This window comes from Halogranum roseipondis, from assembly GCF_059695585.1.
The window spans coordinates 1,826,864-1,846,383 of sequence record NZ_CM185235.1 but is presented as its reverse complement, the minus strand read 5'-3'; the positions used below and the strand labels follow the sequence as shown (position 1 = coordinate 1,846,383).

Below are 19,520 nucleotides of genomic sequence, written 5' to 3'. Positions count from 1 at the left end.
CTATTTACATGTTGATAGGAGGTTTTATTATGGCTGGGAAACACCGAATCTGATAATGAGTGAACCGGTACTGGAGGCGCGCGAACTCTCAGTTGAGAGAGGCCCTTCTCAAATTCTCGAAGATGTATCACTTGCGGTTGAATCTGACGCACGGCTCTTGATCCGAGGTCCAAGTGGGTCGGGGAAAACAACGTTGTTCAATGTGCTTGGTCTCCTTAGCGTCCCGACGTCAGGGGCTGTTTATGTGTCGGGAAAAGAAGCGAGTACACTCAAACCAAAACAGCGTGCACGGGTCCGTCGGGATACAATTGGGTTCATCTTCCAAGACTTCCAACTCATTCCTGATCTCACCGCTTTCGAGAATGCAGCGCTTCCCCAGGATCACACTGGACAAAGAGACGAAGAATGGCTTGAGACGCTCTTTGAGGAGCTTGCGATTAGTCACTTAACTACCCAGTATCCGGGAACGCTGAGCGGAGGCGAGAAGCAACGCGTTGCAATTGCACGAGCGCTTGCGAATCGGCCAGATGTGCTGCTTGCCGACGAGCCGACGGGTCAGCTTGACCCGGAGACCACTTCGCGTGTGCTCGAGTTTTTGCTTCGGTTGCACGAATCAACCGACACCGCACTCGTAACAATTAGCCACGATCCAGCTTTGGAACGAGAGTTCGATCGGACAGTCTATCTCGAGAATGGATCTCTCTATGACGATTCTCCCTCTAAGTCACAGCGACTGCACACTCAACCGTTGTAGTCAACGCAGGATATTTCTGAAATCGCTATATCGCGCCGCAAACGCTGATTGGACCCTGTTTCGAGATGATGACACGGCTATCCAATAGAGTGGTAGGGTCGATCCAAAGTTACTCTTGGAGAGCCACTATTAGAAATAAGTGTATATTAGAGAGGACAAAAGTGATATTCCAAGATTATTTTGTCGACTAGACAGATATTTGTCGAAACAGACGGGAACTCAATGAAATAAGCTCTGATTAACTATACGAGTAACTCCCCATCGAAGAGTTATGTCGAATACCGCATACTGCTCACACTGTGAACAGGAACAGGATCTCGTTGCTACAGTTCCTTGGCAATCAAACTCGTGTGCGGTCTGTGGAAATAATATCAACAAGAAAGTGAACTAGCGGATATCTTCCATACTTCTCGTTTGTGACCATCTTGGATTTTAAATGTAATAATTCAATCTTATAAATTCTTATTCTTCTCTTCGCTCATGTGTAGCACATTGTTGATTTCAGAGAGTCGCTTTGACAGCGTGTTTGAGTGCTTCTCGCCCAGATTTTTCGAAGAGTTCGCTGCGTAGCTGAAAGGCGCGAAAATACTGTGTCAACTTGTCCTTCGAGACGCCTCGATGCGGCGAGAGCCAGCGTCGCGCCAGCGACGCGTGGCTCTCGCAGGTGTTGACGTGAACGTCTCCATCCACGTATTCTCCGTCACCGTGGACGACGTACTCGCGGTCGAACTCCTCGTCGTCCTCCAGTGGGTCGTATGCCCGAAATCCGTCGGTGTAGACGGTTAACGACTCCTCCTCGTGATCCGCGAGGAGGAGTCGCACCCTCGATTCGTCGGCGGATTTCGCTGGGACGACGTATCGCTGTCCCGTTCCACGATCAACGATGGTGAAGACGGGTGGTTTGTCTCCCTCATACGAGCCACGTCCGCGCGTGGACAGGCCACGCGAGCGCGACGGTTGGTCGCGCTCGCGGCCTTTCAACCCTGCAGAGACGTACAGCTCGTCGATTTCGATTGGTCCAACAAGGTCGAGTTGAGGCGCGTCGAGCGCTCTGGTGAAGCGCTCGACGCGCCGGTGCATCGTCTTGTAGGTCACACCGATCTCTCGGTGAAGTTGGCGGAGACTCGTATTGAACCGCAGAAACACGTAGATCGAGAACAACCACTTGCGGAGCGCAACCTTCGAGTGGGCGAAAATTGTGCCCGTCTTATCGTTGAACGTGCGGTCGCAATTCTTACAGAGATAGCGTTGAAACGCCCCATAGCTGCCGTTTCTGACCGTCAGGTCAGAACGGCAGCGAGGGCAGGAAACGCCGTCACGCCAGCGAACCTGTTGGAGCAGGTCCGCTGCGAGCGATTCCGAGCTAAACACATCCAGCGGAATCATTCGTGTCGGACACCGCTAGCGCGGTGTCCTTGCCCTCTTCGATTTCAGAGCCACAGCTGAACGCTATCAACAATCTCCTACAGAAGAGCGCTTCTCTTTGAAATGTATTATCGGTGCAGATCATCGTTCAGAGAATTGGTATGCAGTATCGATTACAGTTTATGTACCACTCAATACACTGAGTGTGCAACTACCTTTGCTTCGCCTGTCCCCACGCTCCCGAAAATATTTTCTCTGACGATATCTCTAAAATATTGTGGATATAGAACATAACCTTGCTGAGAAAGCAAACATCCCGTATTGTGGAGACCAATTCCAAGAAGGCATCTATTAGGAGATATTCTAGGATTAATTCATTCACATCCACTCCTCGTTGAGGCGGGTACCCCGCAGTAGATGTGTACAAATACTCCACTATAATATCGGTAGTTCCCATCGGGTTAGCGGAGAGTCACAACTGGTAGGGTTAGATTCTCAGCAAGCGTCTGGATGGGTGATTGTGAGATTTCTCTACCATCCAGACACTTTCCTTACGGCTTCAGACCTCGAAACCTTAGCGGTCGGACTTCTACTGGAGCTTCCTCTCCCCGGAGTCGAAGCCGCAGTCTTCGACTCCGGGATCATCTGGGACACTGTTACCCAAGCAGCCGTTGATCAGAAGTCCATCAAGGCCGTTACCGACACCACTCGTCGGACCTACTCTGACGACTACACCTTCGAGCAGTTACACACTATTCCGGCTGACCAACTCGAAGACACTGTCAACAACCTGCTCGCTCAGCAAGCCGCGATGATCCTCGGCCCCACGCCGAGGATCATCTGTCTCGATTTCGTCGATATTCATTACCACGGCTGTCCACACGCTGAGGCTGGCGAACTCTGCCACACAAACCCCCGCGATGGCACCTCTCAGTGCCATCGCTATCTCGCTGGATTCGTTCTCTGTCGGGCAAAACCACTCATCGTCGCAGTCACACCCGTCCGTGGAGACGAACCGAAAAGCGACGCGGTCGAGCGTCTGCTCGACCACGTCGCAGCCCTTCCGTTTGACATCGCTGGACTCCTCGCTGACCGTGGATTCTACAACGGCGCGTCAATCCAGCGACTTGATGCAGTTGCACCGGTCGCCCTTCCAATCATCCGCCGTGGGAAACAGATGGCCGAGAAACTGGACACAACGGTCTCCTACTGGACGGAGTACGTGATGTACGAGGGAAGCGAGCGGGAACTGCGCTTCCCGCTCGCGGTCTGTGTCTCCTACCAGCAGGGGAACCGTGGCAAACACGGCTTGCTCGTCAGAGCGTATGTGGCGTGCGATCTGGCCGATCGCACGCCGAAGGAAGTCGAAGCTCTCTACCAGAAACGCTCGGCCATCGAGACAGCGTTCCGGACGATGCGCGAGGCACGTGCGCGGACAAGCACGACTGATCCGGTGGTTAGGTTGTTGTTCGTTCTTGTGAGCTTCTTGTTGCGGAATCTCTGGTTGATCGTCCGATGGGGTGTGCTCGCCACGCCGCGGCGCGGCGGGCGAGCACTCCCCGTCTGGTTTCGGTTCGAGGTGTTCCGCGAGTGGATTGACCACGCTCTTGACGAGACGTTATGTCGGAAATGGGAAGCCCCGACCAACCGTACCGGAATCCCGCTGACCTACAGCCAGCTGGACGCGGGCTGAATCTGCCCGCGTCCAGCAGCCGCCTCGTGGTGAGCGACAGCTGTGGATCTTTGTCCGGATGACGGCGTTCTCACGCTAGTGAGAGCGCCGTCTTTGCCCGAGTCATCGGATTAGTTCCTCTGATCGCGTTCGTTTGACTCCAGAAATCGAGTCAATAATCGAGAACGATGGGAACTACCGAATATGCACGGAATTACCAAGCAGCTTTCAGCGATGTTCTTCATTTGGCAGCAGATGCTGTCGTTCAAGAAACTCTCTCCAATGAAAGATTACAGCGCTAGCTTTGGCAAATGTTGTATATATTGTTTACCAAATTTACTATATTACTCCTACATAAATATCCGGGTTGGTAGAATTGGTCATTCAAGTAGTTTCTTTGAGCAAACCTCTAGCTCAGCGGAACGCATCGCGGTCCGATTTTCTAAACCACTTCAAGAGAATAGAGTGGCCTCACTAGAGACGGTTCAAAGGTGGAGATTGCAGCTACTCGACAGTCACGCTCTTTGCAAGGTTGCGTGGCTTGTCGATCGACCGGCCAAGCCGCTTGGCCGTATGATAGGCCACGAGCTGGAGTTGAATGTTCGCGAGCAGCGGGGCCATCCGTTTGTGCGTCTCAGGGATCTCGAGGACAGCATCGGCATAGCGTTCGGCGTCTGACTGGCCGTCAGTGACGACGATGACCGGTGCACCCCGAGCCTCGACCTCTTTGATATTCCCGATGGTCTTGCGGGCATTCTCGTCGGTACCTGTGACGACTGCGAAGACAGGCGTGTTCGGCGTCACAAGCGCCAGTGGACCATGCTTCAACTCGCCAGCTGCGAAGCCCTCAGCGTGCTCGTACGTGATCTCCTTGAACTTCAGCGCCCCCTCAAGCGCGACTGGGAAGTGCAGCCCGCGCCCGATAAAGAAATACGCCTCCGAATTGAGATACTCGTCGACGATTTCCTCGGCATTTGAGTCATCGAGGACGGCCTGAACGTCACCCGGGAGGTCACGGAGTGCCTCGATCAGTTCACGGCTGGTGGTTGTATTGCCAACTAACTTCTCGACGAGCAGATTCGCACCGATGAGTTGTGAGGAGAACGTCTTCGTCGCTGCAACCCCGATTTCGGGGCCCGCACGGATATACAGGACGTGATCACACTCGCGCGCTGCCGTACTGCCGACGACGTTCGTGAGCGCGAGAGTTTCAGCGCCACGATTGTTGGCATCGCGAAGCGCACTCATCGTATCGGCTGTCTCTCCGCTTTGAGTAATTCCGACAACCAGCGTATTGTTGGGAAGCGGTGGGCTTGCGGTCGCGAACTCACTAGCGAGCGTGGCTGTCGCCGGCACGCCAGCATCACGAAGGAGTGCCGCCGCATACAACGAGGCGTGATAGGAGGTTCCGCAGGCGACGAAGTGGACGTTGTTGGGGGCCTCAAGTTCCTCAAGTTCCTCGACGATGATGTGGCCTGCGAGTTCGTCAACACGCCCACTCAGACACTGCCGGAGTGACGCGGGTTGCTCGTGGATCTCTTTGAGCATGAAGTGATCATACCCGCTTTTGCCCGTCTGTTCGGCACTCCAGTTGACCGTCTTGATCTCTTTGTCGACGACCTGCCCGTCTTTCGAGACCGTATAGCCATCCTCTCGTAGCGTGACGAACTCCCCATCGTCGAGATAGACAACATCGCGCGTGTACTCGAGAAACGCCGGTACGTCGGAGGCGAGGTAGTACCCATCGTCACCAATCCCAAGGACCAATGGCGAGTCCTCGCGCGCGGCAAAGATCGCATCTTCACCCTCGATGACACACGCCAGGGCATAGGAGCCTTCGAGTCTCCCGACTGCCCGCTGGAAGGCGGTTTCGGGGTCGTCACCTTCTTCGAGATGTTTGGCGACGAGATGCGGGACGACCTCTGAGTCCGTATCACTCGAGAAGATGATGCCCTCCGCATGCAGTTCATCGCGCAGCTCTTGGTAGTTCTCGATGATGCCGTTGTGAACGACTGCGACTGACTCATTCGTGTCCGTGTGGGGGTGGGCGTTGCGGTCAGATGGCGGCCCGTGGGTACTCCAGCGGGTATGTCCAATGCCGACGTTCCCACTGAACTGGCTGGTGGTAACGACCTCTTCGAGCATCTCGAGTTCGCCCTCACGTTTCTTGATGTCGAGGGTGCTGTTTGCAACGGCAATGCCCGCCGAATCGTAGCCTCGGTACTCGAGTGTGGAGAGTCCGGACATGAGGATCTCAGAAGGGTTCGAGTTCGGGCCGACGTAGCCAATGATCCCACACATTATTCGCGCACCTCCATGTCTTCACGAACGTTACTCGTGATGTGGCTTCCTGGGTGAATTTCGGCATTTGGACCGATCAGAACACCCGGCGAGAGGGTGGTTCCACTTCCGAGGTGCGTCCGGTCAGCGATGACACCGCCGAGTGCAACATCCTCGTGGACTCGTGTTCCAATGCGGACATCGGCGGTGGTCCCAGCAATGGTCGTCCCAGCGTCGATTTCAGCGTCTTGTCCGGTCACACACTCGGAAAGTGTTGCGTTCGGGCCAATACGAGTGTCGTCGTCGATGACCGACGAAGACACGACAGCGCCCGCCTCTATGGTGACGTTTTGGCCGATTGCTGTGTCGGGACCGACGACCGCCTGCGGGCCGATGACGCTGTCCGGCCCGACGACGACCGGACCGCGGAGGGTAGCGTCATCGTGGATGAGTGCCCGTTCGTCGACAAAAATTCCATCCTCGACGAGCGGAGTGGCAATCGTCCCTGGGCGGACGAGTAGCGTCTTCGCAAGCGAGAGGAGGTCCCACGGATACGTTGCATCACGCCAAATCTCGTCGGTTTGGACGCCACGGACGAGCTCATCGTCATCGATGAGTTGAATCAGGGTGTCCGTCAGTGAGAGTTCACCATCCTGTCGCGGTGTGTTCTCAACTTCAACGAAAAAGGAGGGTGCAAAGGCGTAGATACCTGCGTTGAGGAGACGATATTCATCAGAGTGGGGCTTCTCTACGAGTTCCGTGATGTGGTCGTTCTCCATGCGAACAGCGCCATACTGGGGCGCATCGTCGCTCTCGATGATCGCGAGTGTGGCGACGTCTTCGACTGAGTGGGCCTCGATAACTTCGCTTACCGTCTGTGTGCTAATGAGCTGGTCACCGTTGACGACCAGGAAGTCTGCATCGATCGCGCCATCGGCTTGGAGGAGGGCGTGGCCGCTTCCGAGCTGTTTGTGCTGGTGGTGGTAGGTGAGGTCGTGGCCGCGGTACGTAGAGCCGAAATGATCCTGCACGCGTTCACGCTTGTACCCGACGACGAGATGGAGGTCGGTGATCCCGGCGTCGATGATGGCATCAAGGACGTGCTCTAAGATGGGGCGGTTGGCCGCCGGTAACATGGGTTTTGGGCGGTGTTTGGTGAGTGGGCGGAGCCGTTGTCCTTCGCCCGCTGCGAGCACGACGGCCGAGGCGACATTCATGCACTACGTCTATTTGGTCAGCTACTACAATCTTTCTGTCTTACAGGATGAATGTCTGGGAGTTTGAATAATTCATGGTGGATATGTCTATATTTATTCTAGATATAATATACAGAACCAACGTCTGTCTATTCATCGCAATAGAGTGTACAAGAAAAGTGAAATTACGATACTAGTCCTGACAAATGTTGCGTGCGAAGAGTGTCTAGTTCAGACGAATGTAGATACAAATCTGTTTTGGAAATGTCAGCCGAGTTCTTTGGCGACGACGCGGGTAGACTCAGAGAAGAGTTCCACACTCGGGGCAGTGTGTCGTAATTGACATCGACATCGTTCCAGTTGCGCCTCGTGAGATGGGTGCATCACAGTTCGAACAGTGGGGGTCTGCGTCGTCGACGTCGGCTGTCGTGTGTTCAGTCATTGGTCGTATTTGGGAGCGATTGACAAATATAGCTTTTCGCCATCGTCGCACTAGCTAGAAATAGTAACTACAATCGTAGTCATTACCTTTAACACGGATGTCCTTTGATAAGTTAACCGTCTCATGAAAGCAGTTGTTCTTGCAGGTGGCTACGCGACTCGACTCTGGCCGATCACGAAAGAACGCCCGAAGATGTTTCTGCCCGTTGGAGAGACGACCGTCATCGATCGGTTGTTTGCGGAGTTAGAAGCGGATGAGCGGATCTCAGAGGTCTTCGTGAGTACGAATGAGTACTTCGCCGAGGAGTTCGAGGAACACCTCGAGGTAAGCGACTTCGAGAAGCCAACGCTCTCGATTGAGGAGACGCGCGACGAGGATGAGAAATTCGGCGTCGTTGGGGCGCTTGCTGAGTTGATCGAGCGTGAGGGCGTCGAGGAGGATCTGGCTGTCGTTGCTGGAGATAACCTGTTTAGCTTCGAGTTTTCTGAGTTCTTGGACTTCTTCGAAGACCGTGAGTCGCCGACGCTCGCCGCCTACGACGTCGAATCACGCGAGCGTGCGAAGTCCTACGGGTTGGTTGAGTTGGATGGTGAGCAGGTCGTGAATTTTCAAGAGAAGCCCGAAAACCCGAAGAGTACGCTCGTTTCGATTGCGTGCTATGGGTTCCCCGCAGAGGTGTTACCACTCTTTGAGGAGTATCTCTCCGATGGGAACAATCCCGATGAGCCTGGGTGGTTCCTACAGTGGTTACAGGAGCGTGGCGACGTGTTTGCGTATTCGTTCGACGGCGCCTGGTTCGACATCGGCGCCGCAGAGGGGTATCTCGATGCAGTTGAGTGGGCGCTTGACGGTGAAGCGATGATCGCAGAGAGTGCGACAGTTGAGGAGAGTACCGTTGATGAGACTGTGCAGGTGCTCTCGGGTGCCGAAGTGAGTGACTCAAAGTTGTCGCGGACGGTCGTGTTCCCGGATTCGCAGATTCGGGATGCCGAGTTGGCGGATACAGTCGTCGATATTGAGTCGACGATAGAGGGTGTCGACTTGAATGAAGCTGTGGTTGGAGCGCACACGAAACTGCAGCAGAACTAGGGCTGCTCTGTCTCTTTTCAGAGTCTTAATATCTGATACCGCAAGAAGAGAGACCTGAGACTCGCGGCCAAAGAGTCGAGATCGCAGAAATTCTGCGTCTTGAATCTCCATTGGTAGCATCAATCGAAGACAGGACAGAGACACCGCTCCAAAATACGTGGTATTCAGAATTTCGAGGACTAGATGAACTGCTAAACCATCATTGCTAGTGACGTCTCGACAATCCCTGCAATGCGATTACTGAACAGGAATCGGTTTGTCGAGCTTGTGTTTGACGAGTGTCTTGAGACCCTCCTCAAGCGAGATCGTCGGTTCGTAGTTCAGTCCTGCACGAGCTTTCGAGAGATCTGCCAGACTGCGGTCGATGTCACCACCCCGGCTTTCTGTGTGAATGATCTCAGAGTCGGAGTCCGTGACGTCGCGAATGGTCTCCGCTAGCTCACGAATACTGATCTCGCTGCCAGTACCGACGTTATAGGCCTCACCGACATGCTCTGTGGTTGCGGCTTTCAGGTTCGCTTGCACAACGTCGTCGATGTGGACGAAGTCTCGCGTCTGTGACCCGTCTCCATGCACCGTAATCGGTTCATCGTTGAACGCTTGCTTGAGGAAGATACTGATCACGCCGCTGTAATCGCCAGCAGCCTGTCGTGGTCCGTAGACGTTGAAATAGCGAAGCGGAACCGCTTCGACGCCGTAGAGATCGTGATAGACCTGTGCATAGTGATCAAGGCTTGTTTTGTCGATTCCGTACGGGGAGGAGGGCTTCTTGGATTCGGATTCTGGCGTCGGGATTTCATTGGCATTCCCGTAGATAGCAGTGCTTGATGCTAAGACAATTCGCGCATCAACCTCACGTGCATATTCGAGTGCATTGAGCGTGCCTGCCATATTAATCGCATTTGAGCGCTCGGGTTCTTCGACAGACTGAGGGACACTGACAAGTGCTGCTTCATGGAAGATGAGGTCTGCATCCGGGCATGCATCAAATGCGCTTGCGTTTCTGATATCGTCATGGATGACTTCAACGCCATCCGGAACATTCGATCGCTTCCCGGTCGAGAAGTTATCCAAGATGTAGACAGAATTCTTCTCGGTTAATGCCTCTGCAAGGTGACTTCCAATAAATCCGGCACCACCAGTAATGAGGACTGTCTGATCCTGAATCATGTATGTGTAGAATGACAGATGCTTGTATATAAATCCACGTATTCAAGAAATACTATTACACCGACAGAAGACTCATATATGTCACTTGGTACCCTCTAGCGGAGCCGATATACGACGTACTGGCACTTGTCCTCGCTCCCAGAATTGTTTATCAAGAAAAGGTTTTGTTAGTTGAACCGAGTGAGTGAGATATAGACTGCAATGAGTTTGGAGAGTACACAATCTCAGGACAATATTACTGAGAATCCGGCACTTGGTGTCATCGCCACCAAAACAAACAGCGATGCCATTGCCAGGATGGTCTTACGAGCCCAAGAGCACTCACAGCAAGTCTTTGTTACATATGAGAGCGAATCTAATCTTGAAGCGGTCCGGTTTGCTGAGGAACTCGGGGCTGAAATCGTCCCCCCGCACGAGCCAGCACTTGGGAGCGATGAGTTGCGAGCGGAACTCGCAGCAAGCGCGCGTGCACACTCACATCCAGGGATCATCTTTGCGCCGACAAATGGAGCGCGAATCGACTATGAACGGAGCCAGAACAGACTCGAAGATGATACCTTTAGCGTCGACGCGGTTTTAGAATCTGCATCATCCAGTGACGATGGTTCAACGTTGACGATCGCTGCCATTCCAGCGTACAACGAAGGGCATGCTATTTCTGAGGTCGTCTCGGAAACGACGCCATATGTTGATGAGGTTCTCGTCATTGACGATGCGAGTTCAGATAACACTGCTGAACAAGCGCGCGATGCAGGCGCGACGGTGATTCAACACGCTGAGAATAAAGGCTATGGTGGGGCACTGAAATCCTCATTTGCGGCGGCTCAGCGTCGTAACGTGGACCATCTCGTGATTCTCGATGGCGACGGCCAACACGACAGTAGCGACATTCCGAAGCTGGTTGAGACACAGCAAACCGAGGATGCTGATATCGTCATCGGAAGTCGATTCGCCGACGGTTCAGAGACGAAGATTCCCCTGTACCGGCGATTTGGTCTCTTGATTATAAATCAGCTGACCAACCTGAGTATGGGCGTCGTTCGATCTGAGTCTCGCGTTGGCGATACGCAAAGTGGATTTCGGGCATACAATCCAGATGCGATTGAGTCGCTCGCAGCTGATGAGACTATTGGCGATCACATGAGTGCGAGTACAGACATTCTATATCATGCCCACAAGCAGAATTACGAGATTGCCGAGGTTGGGACGACTATCTCCTATGACGTTGAGGATGCAAGCACGCACAACCCCGTCTCACACGGCCTCTCTCTCGTTGGGAATATCCTGAAGACGGTTGAGCATGAGCGTCCAGTAACTGTCCTTGGAGTACCAGGGTTTATCAGCTCGTTTGTTGGCTTGGGGTTCGGATACGCTACCTTCTCGAATTTTATCAACAGCGGCACCTTCCCGATCGGATTAGCCATTACTGCTACCTTCTTCACACTCGTCGGAATCTTTGCGTGCTTTACAGCGATCATTCTGCATTCACTGAATACACATCTGTAGGGGGTATTTGATGGGTAGATAACTGACGGTGCTCAAAGAATAATACAGAACGCTCTTATGTAGCAAATGGTTGATAGAGAGAAGTCTCGAAATTTTGTAGAACGCTCTTGTGTTGCACATTGTTGATGGAGAGCAGTCTGGTGATTCTTGGATGCAGTCGTTGAGACGAGAATCGGGTCGTTGAGAGGTTAGCCGGTCAACCTCTGTTCGGTCTCGGCTAGAGCAACCGGTATCAACAATCTCCTACAGAAGGGGCAACTATAATTGTCAACGACTGCGCTAGACGCTTGACCGGCGAACACTAGCTCAGGAGAGAGGTTATTTATACGATTCCCTTTTGTACCTACTGAGTAATCGCCTTCTTGATTAGCATCCGCATTTTTTTATCGACTGTCGTAATAATGCCGTAGACAATCATCCCAACTCCGATCGCCACTCCCAATCCGACTATATCAGTGGGCACTGCTTCCCTTACTAAAACCACTGAACCAGCCATTATCAGCGAATATATAAGAATACGCCCAATATCTTTTTTCGGGACTGGAACTGAAAAAACTTCCAACCCCCTTGCGACCATTGCGATAGTGTAGAGGGTATATGCTGTCAGAGTACCTAATGCAGCACCAACGAGCTCATATTGCGGAATCAATATCAAATTAAGACAAACTGTTGCCATGATACTGACGAGTGTAATCGCTGATGTCACATTCACCTGTCCTGTCGCCTGCAGAATCCGCTTGAATATTGTGGCAATCGTGAGGAGAGGTTTCTGAACGACCAGAATTGAGAGGACAAGTGCGGCATCAGCATATTCGGGAGTGAACAATACCGAGAGCAACGGTTCTGAAAGAGCTATCACGCCCAGAGTTGCAGGAACCGTTAACAGAAGACCCAATACTACAGATTCTATAACACGTGTTTGGAGTAAATCCGTATTCCCGTTTGCGTGCAATTGCCCAAGGTTTGGGAGGAGTGCTTGGTCAAGACTTCCAGCGATTAATCCAACAAACATCGTTAATTGCCAACTCACCTCATAAAGACTCACAAACTGTGATCCGAGGAAATACCCAATGAGAAGTGTGTCTACCCAACTAAATGCACTCCATCCCAATGAAGAGATATAGTTGAATTTCGCATATTCCACAACGGAGCGAATACTTGCAATCGTGGGGGCAGACACAGTTGGCTGAATTGATAGAACGAGAATAACAAAAACTGCCAATCGATCAAGGACTAACGCTACTGCTAAGGCTTCAGCACCGGGCATTTGTTGACTAAGTACATAGCCTCCACAAACCCAAACAAGGCGTCCCACCAATGCGGCGGCCGACCCGGTGACTGGCCTCACTATCCCATCAGCATATCTGAGGCAGATTGTGCTGCTCAGCCATACTACTAATGCAACAAAGAGTAGCGCGGATGATTGAATGCCAATAAATTCATTTAATCGGTATTGGAATGTATAGATTAGGATGCCTGCTAAAGATATAGGGAGGATTATAATCACACTAGCAGCACCCAGAATTTTCTCAGGATCGTGGGATGTGCTAATGCGCTGAGTAACCGCCTCACCGACTCCCAAACCAGTCACCGCGGCACCGATGGCAATGACCGTGTGAAAGAGTAAATATTGTCCAAGTTCTGATGCCGAAACAACTCTGGTGAAGAGTGTCAACCCACCAAACGTTGTCACAGCTGTGAAAATTTTTAAGCCAAGAATGGCCGACGCTTGTGTGTTTGAATTGTTCACAGATAACCAAGTGACGCAAGCCGACTTTCAACGGATTGTTCGGAGGAACTCTTAACTAATTCAGATGGTTGATATGACTCAGAATCATGAGTTGATAAACAGACAAATGGGACTTCTCGAACGTTTCGCGTTCCAATATTTGGAGGGTGGCCGTAGATCCCCCATTCGCCAAATCCGTTGCCGTGGTCCGACGAAATGACAAAGTTGTTCGCATCGATATTATTAACCAATAACTTTAATTCGTCAAGAACAAAGGACAAGTTATCCTTGTATCCCTTCTCAACTTCAGACTTTGAGAGGTGTCCGCGTCTAAGTTTTGTCCAGACATCGGCGTTCCCACGCTCACCGGTGAACGACTCTCCAGATTTCGCAGACCCCATCTTTGTCTCACCGATGAACGGACAGTGCGGTTGCATGTAATGGACGATTAGTTTGTCTGTGGAGGGGTCTCGACCGTGCTTAATTGCACAATCTGTCACGACTCTTGGCGGCAGAGTACCGAGCTCGTTATCCCACCCATATTTCCAGACCTCGTCTAGTTCTGCAAACCAATCTTCGTTAAGTACCTCGTCGCTGTATGGATTCCCTACTACATAGGTTGTGTTTGAAATTTCCCTTTGCGTTGTTTCGGACAGTTTGTTCCGGTCTCCAAATGTGTCTCGCATCCAGAATTTGGTCATACTATTTACCGAAACTCGTGTTTCAATGTCCTCAGAGAGATAATCAAACTCTGATTGAAGCTGGCGAAGGGTGTCGGCCCTGCACCCGTCTAGAATTACAAACACATCCCATTTATCATTGTAGATGTGCTCTCCAGATATGAAGGTTCCTAATTGATGTAATTTGTGATATATTGGGTAAAAATTATCAATAGATCCTCTAATCCCATCTTTTTGAAATGATGAATGAAAGTCAGACAGCCAGCTTCCAATATCCATTGTATCAGTGGATGACCTTTTGAGTATTAATACTAACTCTCGGTCTTTGCTTGTGCGGGCCCTCCAACTGAAAGCGAGCGACGCACCACCGGAATGACCGCTGTCAAACTTGATACCAAACCACGTGCTGGAGATACACTAACTAAGTGACTGTCAAGTGACTTGGCTTTTCACGTTATTTGTTAGACAGTAGATTCGAAGCAGCTGTGACGCTTAACGACCGGCAGGGGTATAGAGGATTGAACGTCTCAGGACATGGTTGTGGTTCTAATGGATAGCATGGAAGGTGCGTGTCCTGTCACCAGACGTGGAAGCTGGTCAAGCAGATCCTCTGACGTCCTTTTTTAGGTAGAGACGTGCTTCAACTGTATGAATTTCGCCTTATCAAACGCAAACACAAAACCTGATAAATAAGCAAATGCTGTGAGAGTTAGCTCTGCTTTAGTTCACTCATATATAATTCTAAATAACTCTGATACATTGATTTGACATTAAAATTGGATCGGATCCAATTACGACAATTGGTGAATGTAGAATGATCATAACTTTCGATCTGACGAATGGCTGCTTCTGCGAATGTAGAAGTATCATATGCAGGTACTACAGCTCCGGTATTTTGATTGTTGATTAGTTCATCGTGAGAGCAGATATCAAACGCGACTACGGGAATACCATGCGATTGAGCCTCTAAAACAGTCAATGGACACGCCTCAGCTCTCGAAGGGAACAGAAGTACTGACGAATCGGAATAAAATGGTTCAACAGATTCTACTTTTCCGTGGACGGTGACATTATCTAATCGACTTAATCTCTGAATAATTGGCTTTGAGGAAGGGTTACCGACGACATCCAGTGTCGCATCCGATTTAGAGGAGATCTCCTTCCAGACTCTTGGGAGATGTTTCGCCTTTCTATCATCTACTGTGCCCACAAATAAAAATGAATTAGTATCTGAATATGAGACATGGTCTAGAACTTTAACACCATTATATACAAACTCAGACTGATTGAATCTCTTGTGGAGCTGTTGCTGAGAGTATTTTGACACTGCGACCGCTACGTCAGAAAGTCTAAGAAGAAGGTCATGAGGGATCTCTTGAAAGAGACCAGCAGCAAAATGCTTCTTACTCAAAAACCAGGAACGTGGCCAATTACTATGACTAGTAGCTATATGTGGTACTGAGACAGATTCAGCGAGGAATCCTAAATTATCATGACTGTGAATGATATCTGGCGGGTTCTCAGAATATAATCTTTTGATTTGAGTATATGCTGATAACGGATTGCTCTCTAACTTTATTGTCTCAATTCCTTCAGGCAGCCAGGGTCCCTCTGAAAGCCGATTACACATTATCCGAACTTCATGCCCTTCATTCATCAGGTTTTCAGAGAGATTTTTAATCACTTGGCATGTCCCATTCCACGAGACCATCCACCGGGAGTACATATCAATTATCATTTTAATTTTGGTTAGTTATTACGTTCTCATATACTTGCAAATACTGTTCTGCAGCATTTTTCCAGCTGAATCGCTTTGCTCGTTGGCTTGCGTTACTCTTGATCTGAGCGTACAAATTGGCGTCCGTTAATAATTCGAGGATAGTGTCAGCAATCTCTCTTGGAGTGTTTGATTGTGTCATAAGACCCGCATCACCTACAACTTCCGGAGCAGCACCAGCATTCGTATGCACAATAGGCGTCCCAGTTGCCATTGCCTCAAGGAATACTAGACCAAACGTCTCACTGGTAGAAGGCAGTGCAAATATACTTGCCTCGTTATACAGAGATCTTAGATCCTCATCATTCAAATCTTGTAGCAAGTGGACACTATGTGGGTGAGATTTAGCAATATCTTTGACAACAGATGACTGCTCTCCGCCCCCCACGATTGCTAACTCAACATTATTCTCATACCGCTGTTGGATCCTGTCAAATGATTTCAAAAGAGGAACTGTACCTTTAGATGGATAGAATCGTCCAACGAAGAGAATAATATCTGAGGTTGAGCTAAATCCATACTTTTCTCTCTGGAAATTAGAAGGATTTTGATATTTTTCTATATTTATTCCGTGATGAATAGCTGGCGACTTAACTCCAACCTCTTGTTCAAGACGGTTGCTAGCATAGTTTGAGACAGTAACTGGTTGGCCGTGGCCGCTGAGAATGGGTAGAAAGATACGTCTTTCAAGTACGTCATGTTTAAACCGATCAGCTAGAGTCCTTGTTTGGAAATCGATATCGAGTGAACCATGGATAGTAAAAACATATGGCGTATTAGTTAATAATGAACTGATTAGTGCTGCGGATCCAAAGGTCGCATAGTTTATATGTGAAATGTCATGTGAGCTCATCTCTCGGGAATGAGAGAGAAGCACTTCGGGGGTACTTGGAGTTGCGCGAATTTCTAAATTAGCAGGGATTTTGTCCCACCAATCGATTTCTTGAGGGTTGTCAACCGATAAAGGCGTAGGATAGAGAGTTACTTTATCACACATCGGCGACAGTGCAGACAGTAACTCTACAGTGAATCGACCAACGCCGCCATAGTTCACTGTAGACTGAAAAGCAATATCCATTTGTATTAGTATTAGAGTTCAGAGGCAATCTGCCGGACTGTATTAGTCACTTCTATTCGACCATCGTATTTTTCTCTCATATGTTTTTTATCTTCATTGAACAAGCCGGATTGTGGAGTGCCATCCATAGCTTTTGGAATTGGATGTCCTAACATAGAAAAAATAGTTGGTGCGAAGTCGGCTAGCCCAACCTCTGCATCATCCGTCGATGAGACATCTGGCCCTGACATATAGAATATCCCATTGCGGTCTTTTGAAGAAGTATGGCTCCACCACTTTTGGGGAGAGGTAACATAGGTGTTCGTCTGCATAGTCTGGGGGAAACTAAATCGATACCCCGGTACTGGTACGCAGACAAGATCCGGGCGAGAATCTTTTACATCGCCTGGATATGCACTATCCCCATCAATAACTTCATCGACGATGTTGTCTCCTGTTGTAGGATCCGACAAGTGGTTCAGGTCATTACGAAGATTAGCTTTAGTTGACTGGTAAGCTGTAGTGCCACGCTTATAATTCACGTATATTTGACCATCGCCAGCAACCGTATATGCGTCTGTCTTTTTCCAGTTAATGTCCTCTTCCGATATGGTTAGTATATCTTCTAAGTCTAGTAGCCCCTCACTATTACCTGAACGAGCGACGGTAAGTTTGATCTGTTCATATATCCCAAACCTTTTCATTAACTCTCGCACATTTTGATATACGTTATTATATAATGCTTTCTTTAATTGGGTTTGCGGTCGGTCTTTAAGATAAAGATATCCGTTTTGATAAAGCCACGAATTTAGATTAACCGCAGTATGAACACTATCATGGCCATGGTCTGATAATACCATGAGATAATCAGTCTCACCCAAGTATTCGGACAACCAACATAAGAATTCGTCATAAATCTCTAAGAGATCAAATATAGAGGAAGCATACTTTTCAGCTAGTTGGGGTTCGTGCTTCGGATGATTGGGGTCTAGTAGATGACCAATTTCATGCAAAAACACATCAGGCCCACTGAATACGATCGCTGACACAGAGACTGAGTTCTTTTTGATTAATTCTTTTGTGATAGTAGCCCTCTTTTGCTCAATTTCTAGAAAACGCTCAATATAGGATGAGAGATTTTCTTCACCATCACCGGGTGAATACCCTGTAATGGGAGCAAACTCAAATGCACCTTCAACGGATTCTATGGCTTGTTCTACCGACTCCGGATATGCAATTGAACCACCTTTGGGTGTCGTAATATGATCTGACACGTGGTAGCCTTTTGACTCAGATGGTGGATAACCAGGCATTATATTAATTACGCCGGATGAGACACCAATAGAATCTAAGTAATCCCAGAACGGGGTACTATGTTCTTCCAACGATTTTAAATCAGCAAATCTAGTATTGTGAGAATCACGATCTTTCAGGATGAAGTTAAAAATACCGTGGCTCCCGGGATTCTGGCCGGTAGAAAATGTACTCCAAGCCATCATTGAGAGAGGGGGAACAGTTGAGCGCGTAACCCCACTTGCGCCCTCAGTTTGCATTTTTTCTAAGGCAGATAGTCGGCCTTGATCAATACCTCGCTCAGCGATTCTGGGAGGTACACCATCGAGGCCGATGATAAATACCTGAGACGAACTTTCTGTCATTCAATATAACCGAGTTGTTGTAGTCGTTCTTGTACACCATCCTCTTCAGACGTAGAACTTGACTGTGGTGACCCTGCGTCGAATTCCTCTATAAACCTAGTCAAAATGTAATCCAGTAATTCCAACTCTGAATCAAAGTTGTCTAGCTGGTCTGCAATTGTCGAGAGTTCTTCACGGGTTTCTGGGTCAACACCAATTGCACCACGTTCTCCTGTAGTCATACTTGAGTTAGCGTGTGGTTTGAAGGCTAAAAAGATTATCTAACTTAATAGTAGAAAAATCGATGTATGATATGAATTATCAGGGAACATTTATGTATATTTGTGAATATGAGGCTGGCGTATTGAATTCTGGGACAATTTTTACGGATATAAGCAAGTTACAAGATAGATATTAACCTATGTGAAGTTACAATATTGTCAAGAGATCAAACGCAGTCGTAAAGTTCAATCCGTCCTGGAAGCCCTACTTTATCACACACTGGAAACTCAACGAGCGGCGTCAAAGAGAGTCTCACACACGATTCTAGTGCAGCATGCAGATGCGCTTGGACATCAGATCTTTGGTTCGCGAGAGCGCTTGCGAGAGATGCATCTGTAGCTCCTCGCGAGCACTCATTGGCGATTCTCCTTGCGTTTCGTATCCATCTTGCAATCCAAGCCATGCGAGGAGGTCGAAGGACGTCCACCCGCGCTCTTGGGCAATGAACGTGCACCACTCTTTGACTGTGTGGTCGTCGAGTGGTTGATGGTGGTCTAGTTTGCGGCCATTGAACACGACGATTGCGTCAGCTGGGCGGTAGTAGTGGTGGGTAGAACCTGTGCAGTCAGTGCCCAGTGTAAATGAGTTGGCAAGGGCACTAGTGAGGAGACCAGCTAGCGATGCGATACGCTCTTGTGTCGCGGCTTTCGTAGTTGACGGTACAATTTATTCAGTCATATCGGTTAATTTTTCTGATAACTCTTGGTCGCTAAGTTACCAGTCTAGCATCGCATCCGTCGTCTCATCAATCCACCAAAGGACAAAGAGGAATGAAACAAGCGTGCCGAAGACAATCCACGAGGGTATTTCTGCGGCATATTCAACCAGTGCCGCGCACCCTCCAAGAAGTAAAAAACAAAGGTAAGCCACAGGCCTCCGTGGAT

Annotated in this window: 14 protein-coding genes; 4 read left to right on the top strand and 10 right to left on the bottom strand. The window is 49.6% G+C overall.

The window, feature by feature from the left end; translation table 11 throughout:
• Positions 1-55: 55 nt before the first annotated feature.
• On the top strand, positions 56-754 hold the full coding sequence (locus EOHIBHHM_RS09740; protein WP_497250013.1) for an ABC transporter ATP-binding protein: 699 nt from the start codon (positions 56-58) through the stop codon (positions 752-754).
• A 501-nt stretch (positions 755-1,255) separates the two neighbouring features.
• Here EOHIBHHM_RS09740 and EOHIBHHM_RS09735 read toward each other — a convergent pair.
• Positions 1,256-2,140, bottom strand: coding sequence for an IS1595 family transposase (locus tag EOHIBHHM_RS09735; RefSeq protein ID WP_497250011.1), 885 nt, complete (start codon positions 2,138-2,140; stop codon positions 1,256-1,258).
• Positions 2,141-2,639: 499 nt separating this feature from the next.
• On the opposite strand from EOHIBHHM_RS09735, the gene EOHIBHHM_RS09730 reads away from it, so the two are divergent.
• Complete coding sequence (locus tag EOHIBHHM_RS09730; protein ID WP_497250009.1) at positions 2,640-3,812, top strand: ISH3 family transposase; 1,173 nt, start codon at positions 2,640-2,642, stop codon at positions 3,810-3,812.
• 483 nt (positions 3,813-4,295) lie between these two features.
• Here the strand turns inward: EOHIBHHM_RS09730 and glmS are convergent, their stop codons facing one another.
• Positions 4,296-6,092 carry a glutamine--fructose-6-phosphate transaminase (isomerizing) gene (gene glmS, locus EOHIBHHM_RS09725; protein ID WP_497250007.1) on the bottom strand — a complete coding sequence of 599 codons (1,797 nt, stop codon included), beginning with the start codon at positions 6,090-6,092 and terminating at the stop codon, positions 4,296-4,298.
• Entirely contained in the window at positions 6,092-7,288 is a 1,197-nt protein-coding gene (gene glmU, locus EOHIBHHM_RS09720; RefSeq protein WP_497250005.1) for a bifunctional sugar-1-phosphate nucleotidylyltransferase/acetyltransferase, read from the bottom strand. The genes glmS and glmU overlap by 1 nt, the downstream gene beginning before the upstream one ends.
• 544 nt (positions 7,289-7,832) lie before the next feature.
• Between glmU and EOHIBHHM_RS09715 the strand changes: the two genes are divergently transcribed.
• A complete protein-coding gene (locus EOHIBHHM_RS09715) occupies positions 7,833-8,798 on the top strand; it encodes a nucleotidyltransferase family protein (protein WP_497250003.1) in 966 nt (321 codons plus the stop codon).
• Between the two features lie 237 nt (positions 8,799-9,035).
• On the opposite strand, the gene EOHIBHHM_RS09710 is transcribed toward EOHIBHHM_RS09715, so the two are convergent.
• Positions 9,036-9,968, bottom strand: a complete 933-nt coding sequence (locus tag EOHIBHHM_RS09710; protein WP_497250001.1) for an NAD-dependent epimerase/dehydratase family protein — start codon at positions 9,966-9,968, stop codon at positions 9,036-9,038.
• Positions 9,969-10,169: 201 nt separating this feature from the next.
• On the opposite strand from EOHIBHHM_RS09710, the gene EOHIBHHM_RS09705 reads away from it, so the two are divergent.
• A complete protein-coding gene (locus tag EOHIBHHM_RS09705) occupies positions 10,170-11,474 on the top strand; it encodes a glycosyltransferase family 2 protein (RefSeq protein ID WP_497249999.1) in 1,305 nt (434 codons plus the stop codon).
• Positions 11,475-11,817: 343 nt separating this feature from the next.
• On the opposite strand, the gene EOHIBHHM_RS09700 is transcribed toward EOHIBHHM_RS09705, so the two are convergent.
• The 6 genes from EOHIBHHM_RS09700 to EOHIBHHM_RS09675 all read right to left on the bottom strand — a co-directional run bounded on the left by EOHIBHHM_RS09700 (position 11,818) and on the right by EOHIBHHM_RS09675 (position 18,596).
• Positions 11,818-13,224, bottom strand: coding sequence for an MATE family efflux transporter (locus EOHIBHHM_RS09700; protein WP_497249997.1), 1,407 nt, complete (start codon positions 13,222-13,224; stop codon positions 11,818-11,820).
• Positions 13,221-14,162 carry a hypothetical protein gene (locus EOHIBHHM_RS09695; protein WP_497249995.1) on the bottom strand — a complete coding sequence of 314 codons (942 nt, stop codon included), beginning with the start codon at positions 14,160-14,162 and terminating at the stop codon, positions 13,221-13,223. Before EOHIBHHM_RS09695 ends, EOHIBHHM_RS09700 begins: the two co-directional genes overlap by 4 nt.
• Positions 14,163-14,592: 430 nt before the next feature.
• Positions 14,593-15,594 carry a glycosyltransferase family 4 protein gene (locus EOHIBHHM_RS09690; protein ID WP_497249993.1) on the bottom strand — a complete coding sequence of 334 codons (1,002 nt, stop codon included), beginning with the start codon at positions 15,592-15,594 and terminating at the stop codon, positions 14,593-14,595.
• A gap of 28 nt (positions 15,595-15,622) precedes the next feature.
• Positions 15,623-16,714 carry a glycosyltransferase family 4 protein gene (locus tag EOHIBHHM_RS09685; protein ID WP_497249991.1) on the bottom strand — a complete coding sequence of 364 codons (1,092 nt, stop codon included), beginning with the start codon at positions 16,712-16,714 and terminating at the stop codon, positions 15,623-15,625.
• A 35-nt stretch (positions 16,715-16,749) separates the two neighbouring features.
• Positions 16,750-18,375, bottom strand: coding sequence for an alkaline phosphatase family protein (locus EOHIBHHM_RS09680; RefSeq protein ID WP_497249989.1), 1,626 nt, complete (start codon positions 18,373-18,375; stop codon positions 16,750-16,752).
• Positions 18,372-18,596 carry a hypothetical protein gene (locus EOHIBHHM_RS09675; protein ID WP_497249987.1) on the bottom strand — a complete coding sequence of 75 codons (225 nt, stop codon included), beginning with the start codon at positions 18,594-18,596 and terminating at the stop codon, positions 18,372-18,374. Before EOHIBHHM_RS09675 ends, EOHIBHHM_RS09680 begins: the two co-directional genes overlap by 4 nt.
• Between the last annotated feature and the right edge of the window lie 924 nt (positions 18,597-19,520).

Bases quoted from the DNA above. Each gene is read 5' to 3' on its own strand.
- EOHIBHHM_RS09675 (WP_497249987.1), bottom strand. From the start codon at position 18,596: ATGACTACAGGAGAACGTGGTGCAATTGGTGTTGACCCAGAAACCCGT.
- EOHIBHHM_RS09695 (WP_497249995.1), bottom strand. From the start codon at position 14,162: ATGGATATTGGAAGCTGGCTGTCTGACTTTCATTCATCATTTCAAAAA.
- glmU (WP_497250005.1), bottom strand. From the start codon at position 7,288: ATGAATGTCGCCTCGGCCGTCGTGCTCGCAGCGGGCGAAGGACAACGG.
- EOHIBHHM_RS09705 (WP_497249999.1), top strand. From the start codon at position 10,170: ATGAGTTTGGAGAGTACACAATCTCAGGACAATATTACTGAGAATCCG.
- EOHIBHHM_RS09740 (WP_497250013.1), top strand. From the start codon at position 56: ATGAGTGAACCGGTACTGGAGGCGCGCGAACTCTCAGTTGAGAGAGGC.
- glmS (WP_497250007.1), bottom strand. From the start codon at position 6,092: ATGTGTGGGATCATTGGCTACGTCGGCCCGAACTCGAACCCTTCTGAG.
- EOHIBHHM_RS09735 (WP_497250011.1), bottom strand. From the start codon at position 2,140: ATGATTCCGCTGGATGTGTTTAGCTCGGAATCGCTCGCAGCGGACCTG.
- EOHIBHHM_RS09715 (WP_497250003.1), top strand. From the start codon at position 7,833: ATGAAAGCAGTTGTTCTTGCAGGTGGCTACGCGACTCGACTCTGGCCG.
- EOHIBHHM_RS09710 (WP_497250001.1), bottom strand. From the start codon at position 9,968: ATGATTCAGGATCAGACAGTCCTCATTACTGGTGGTGCCGGATTTATT.
- EOHIBHHM_RS09680 (WP_497249989.1), bottom strand. From the start codon at position 18,375: ATGACAGAAAGTTCGTCTCAGGTATTTATCATCGGCCTCGATGGTGTA.
- EOHIBHHM_RS09690 (WP_497249993.1), bottom strand. From the start codon at position 15,594: ATGGTCTCGTGGAATGGGACATGCCAAGTGATTAAAAATCTCTCTGAA.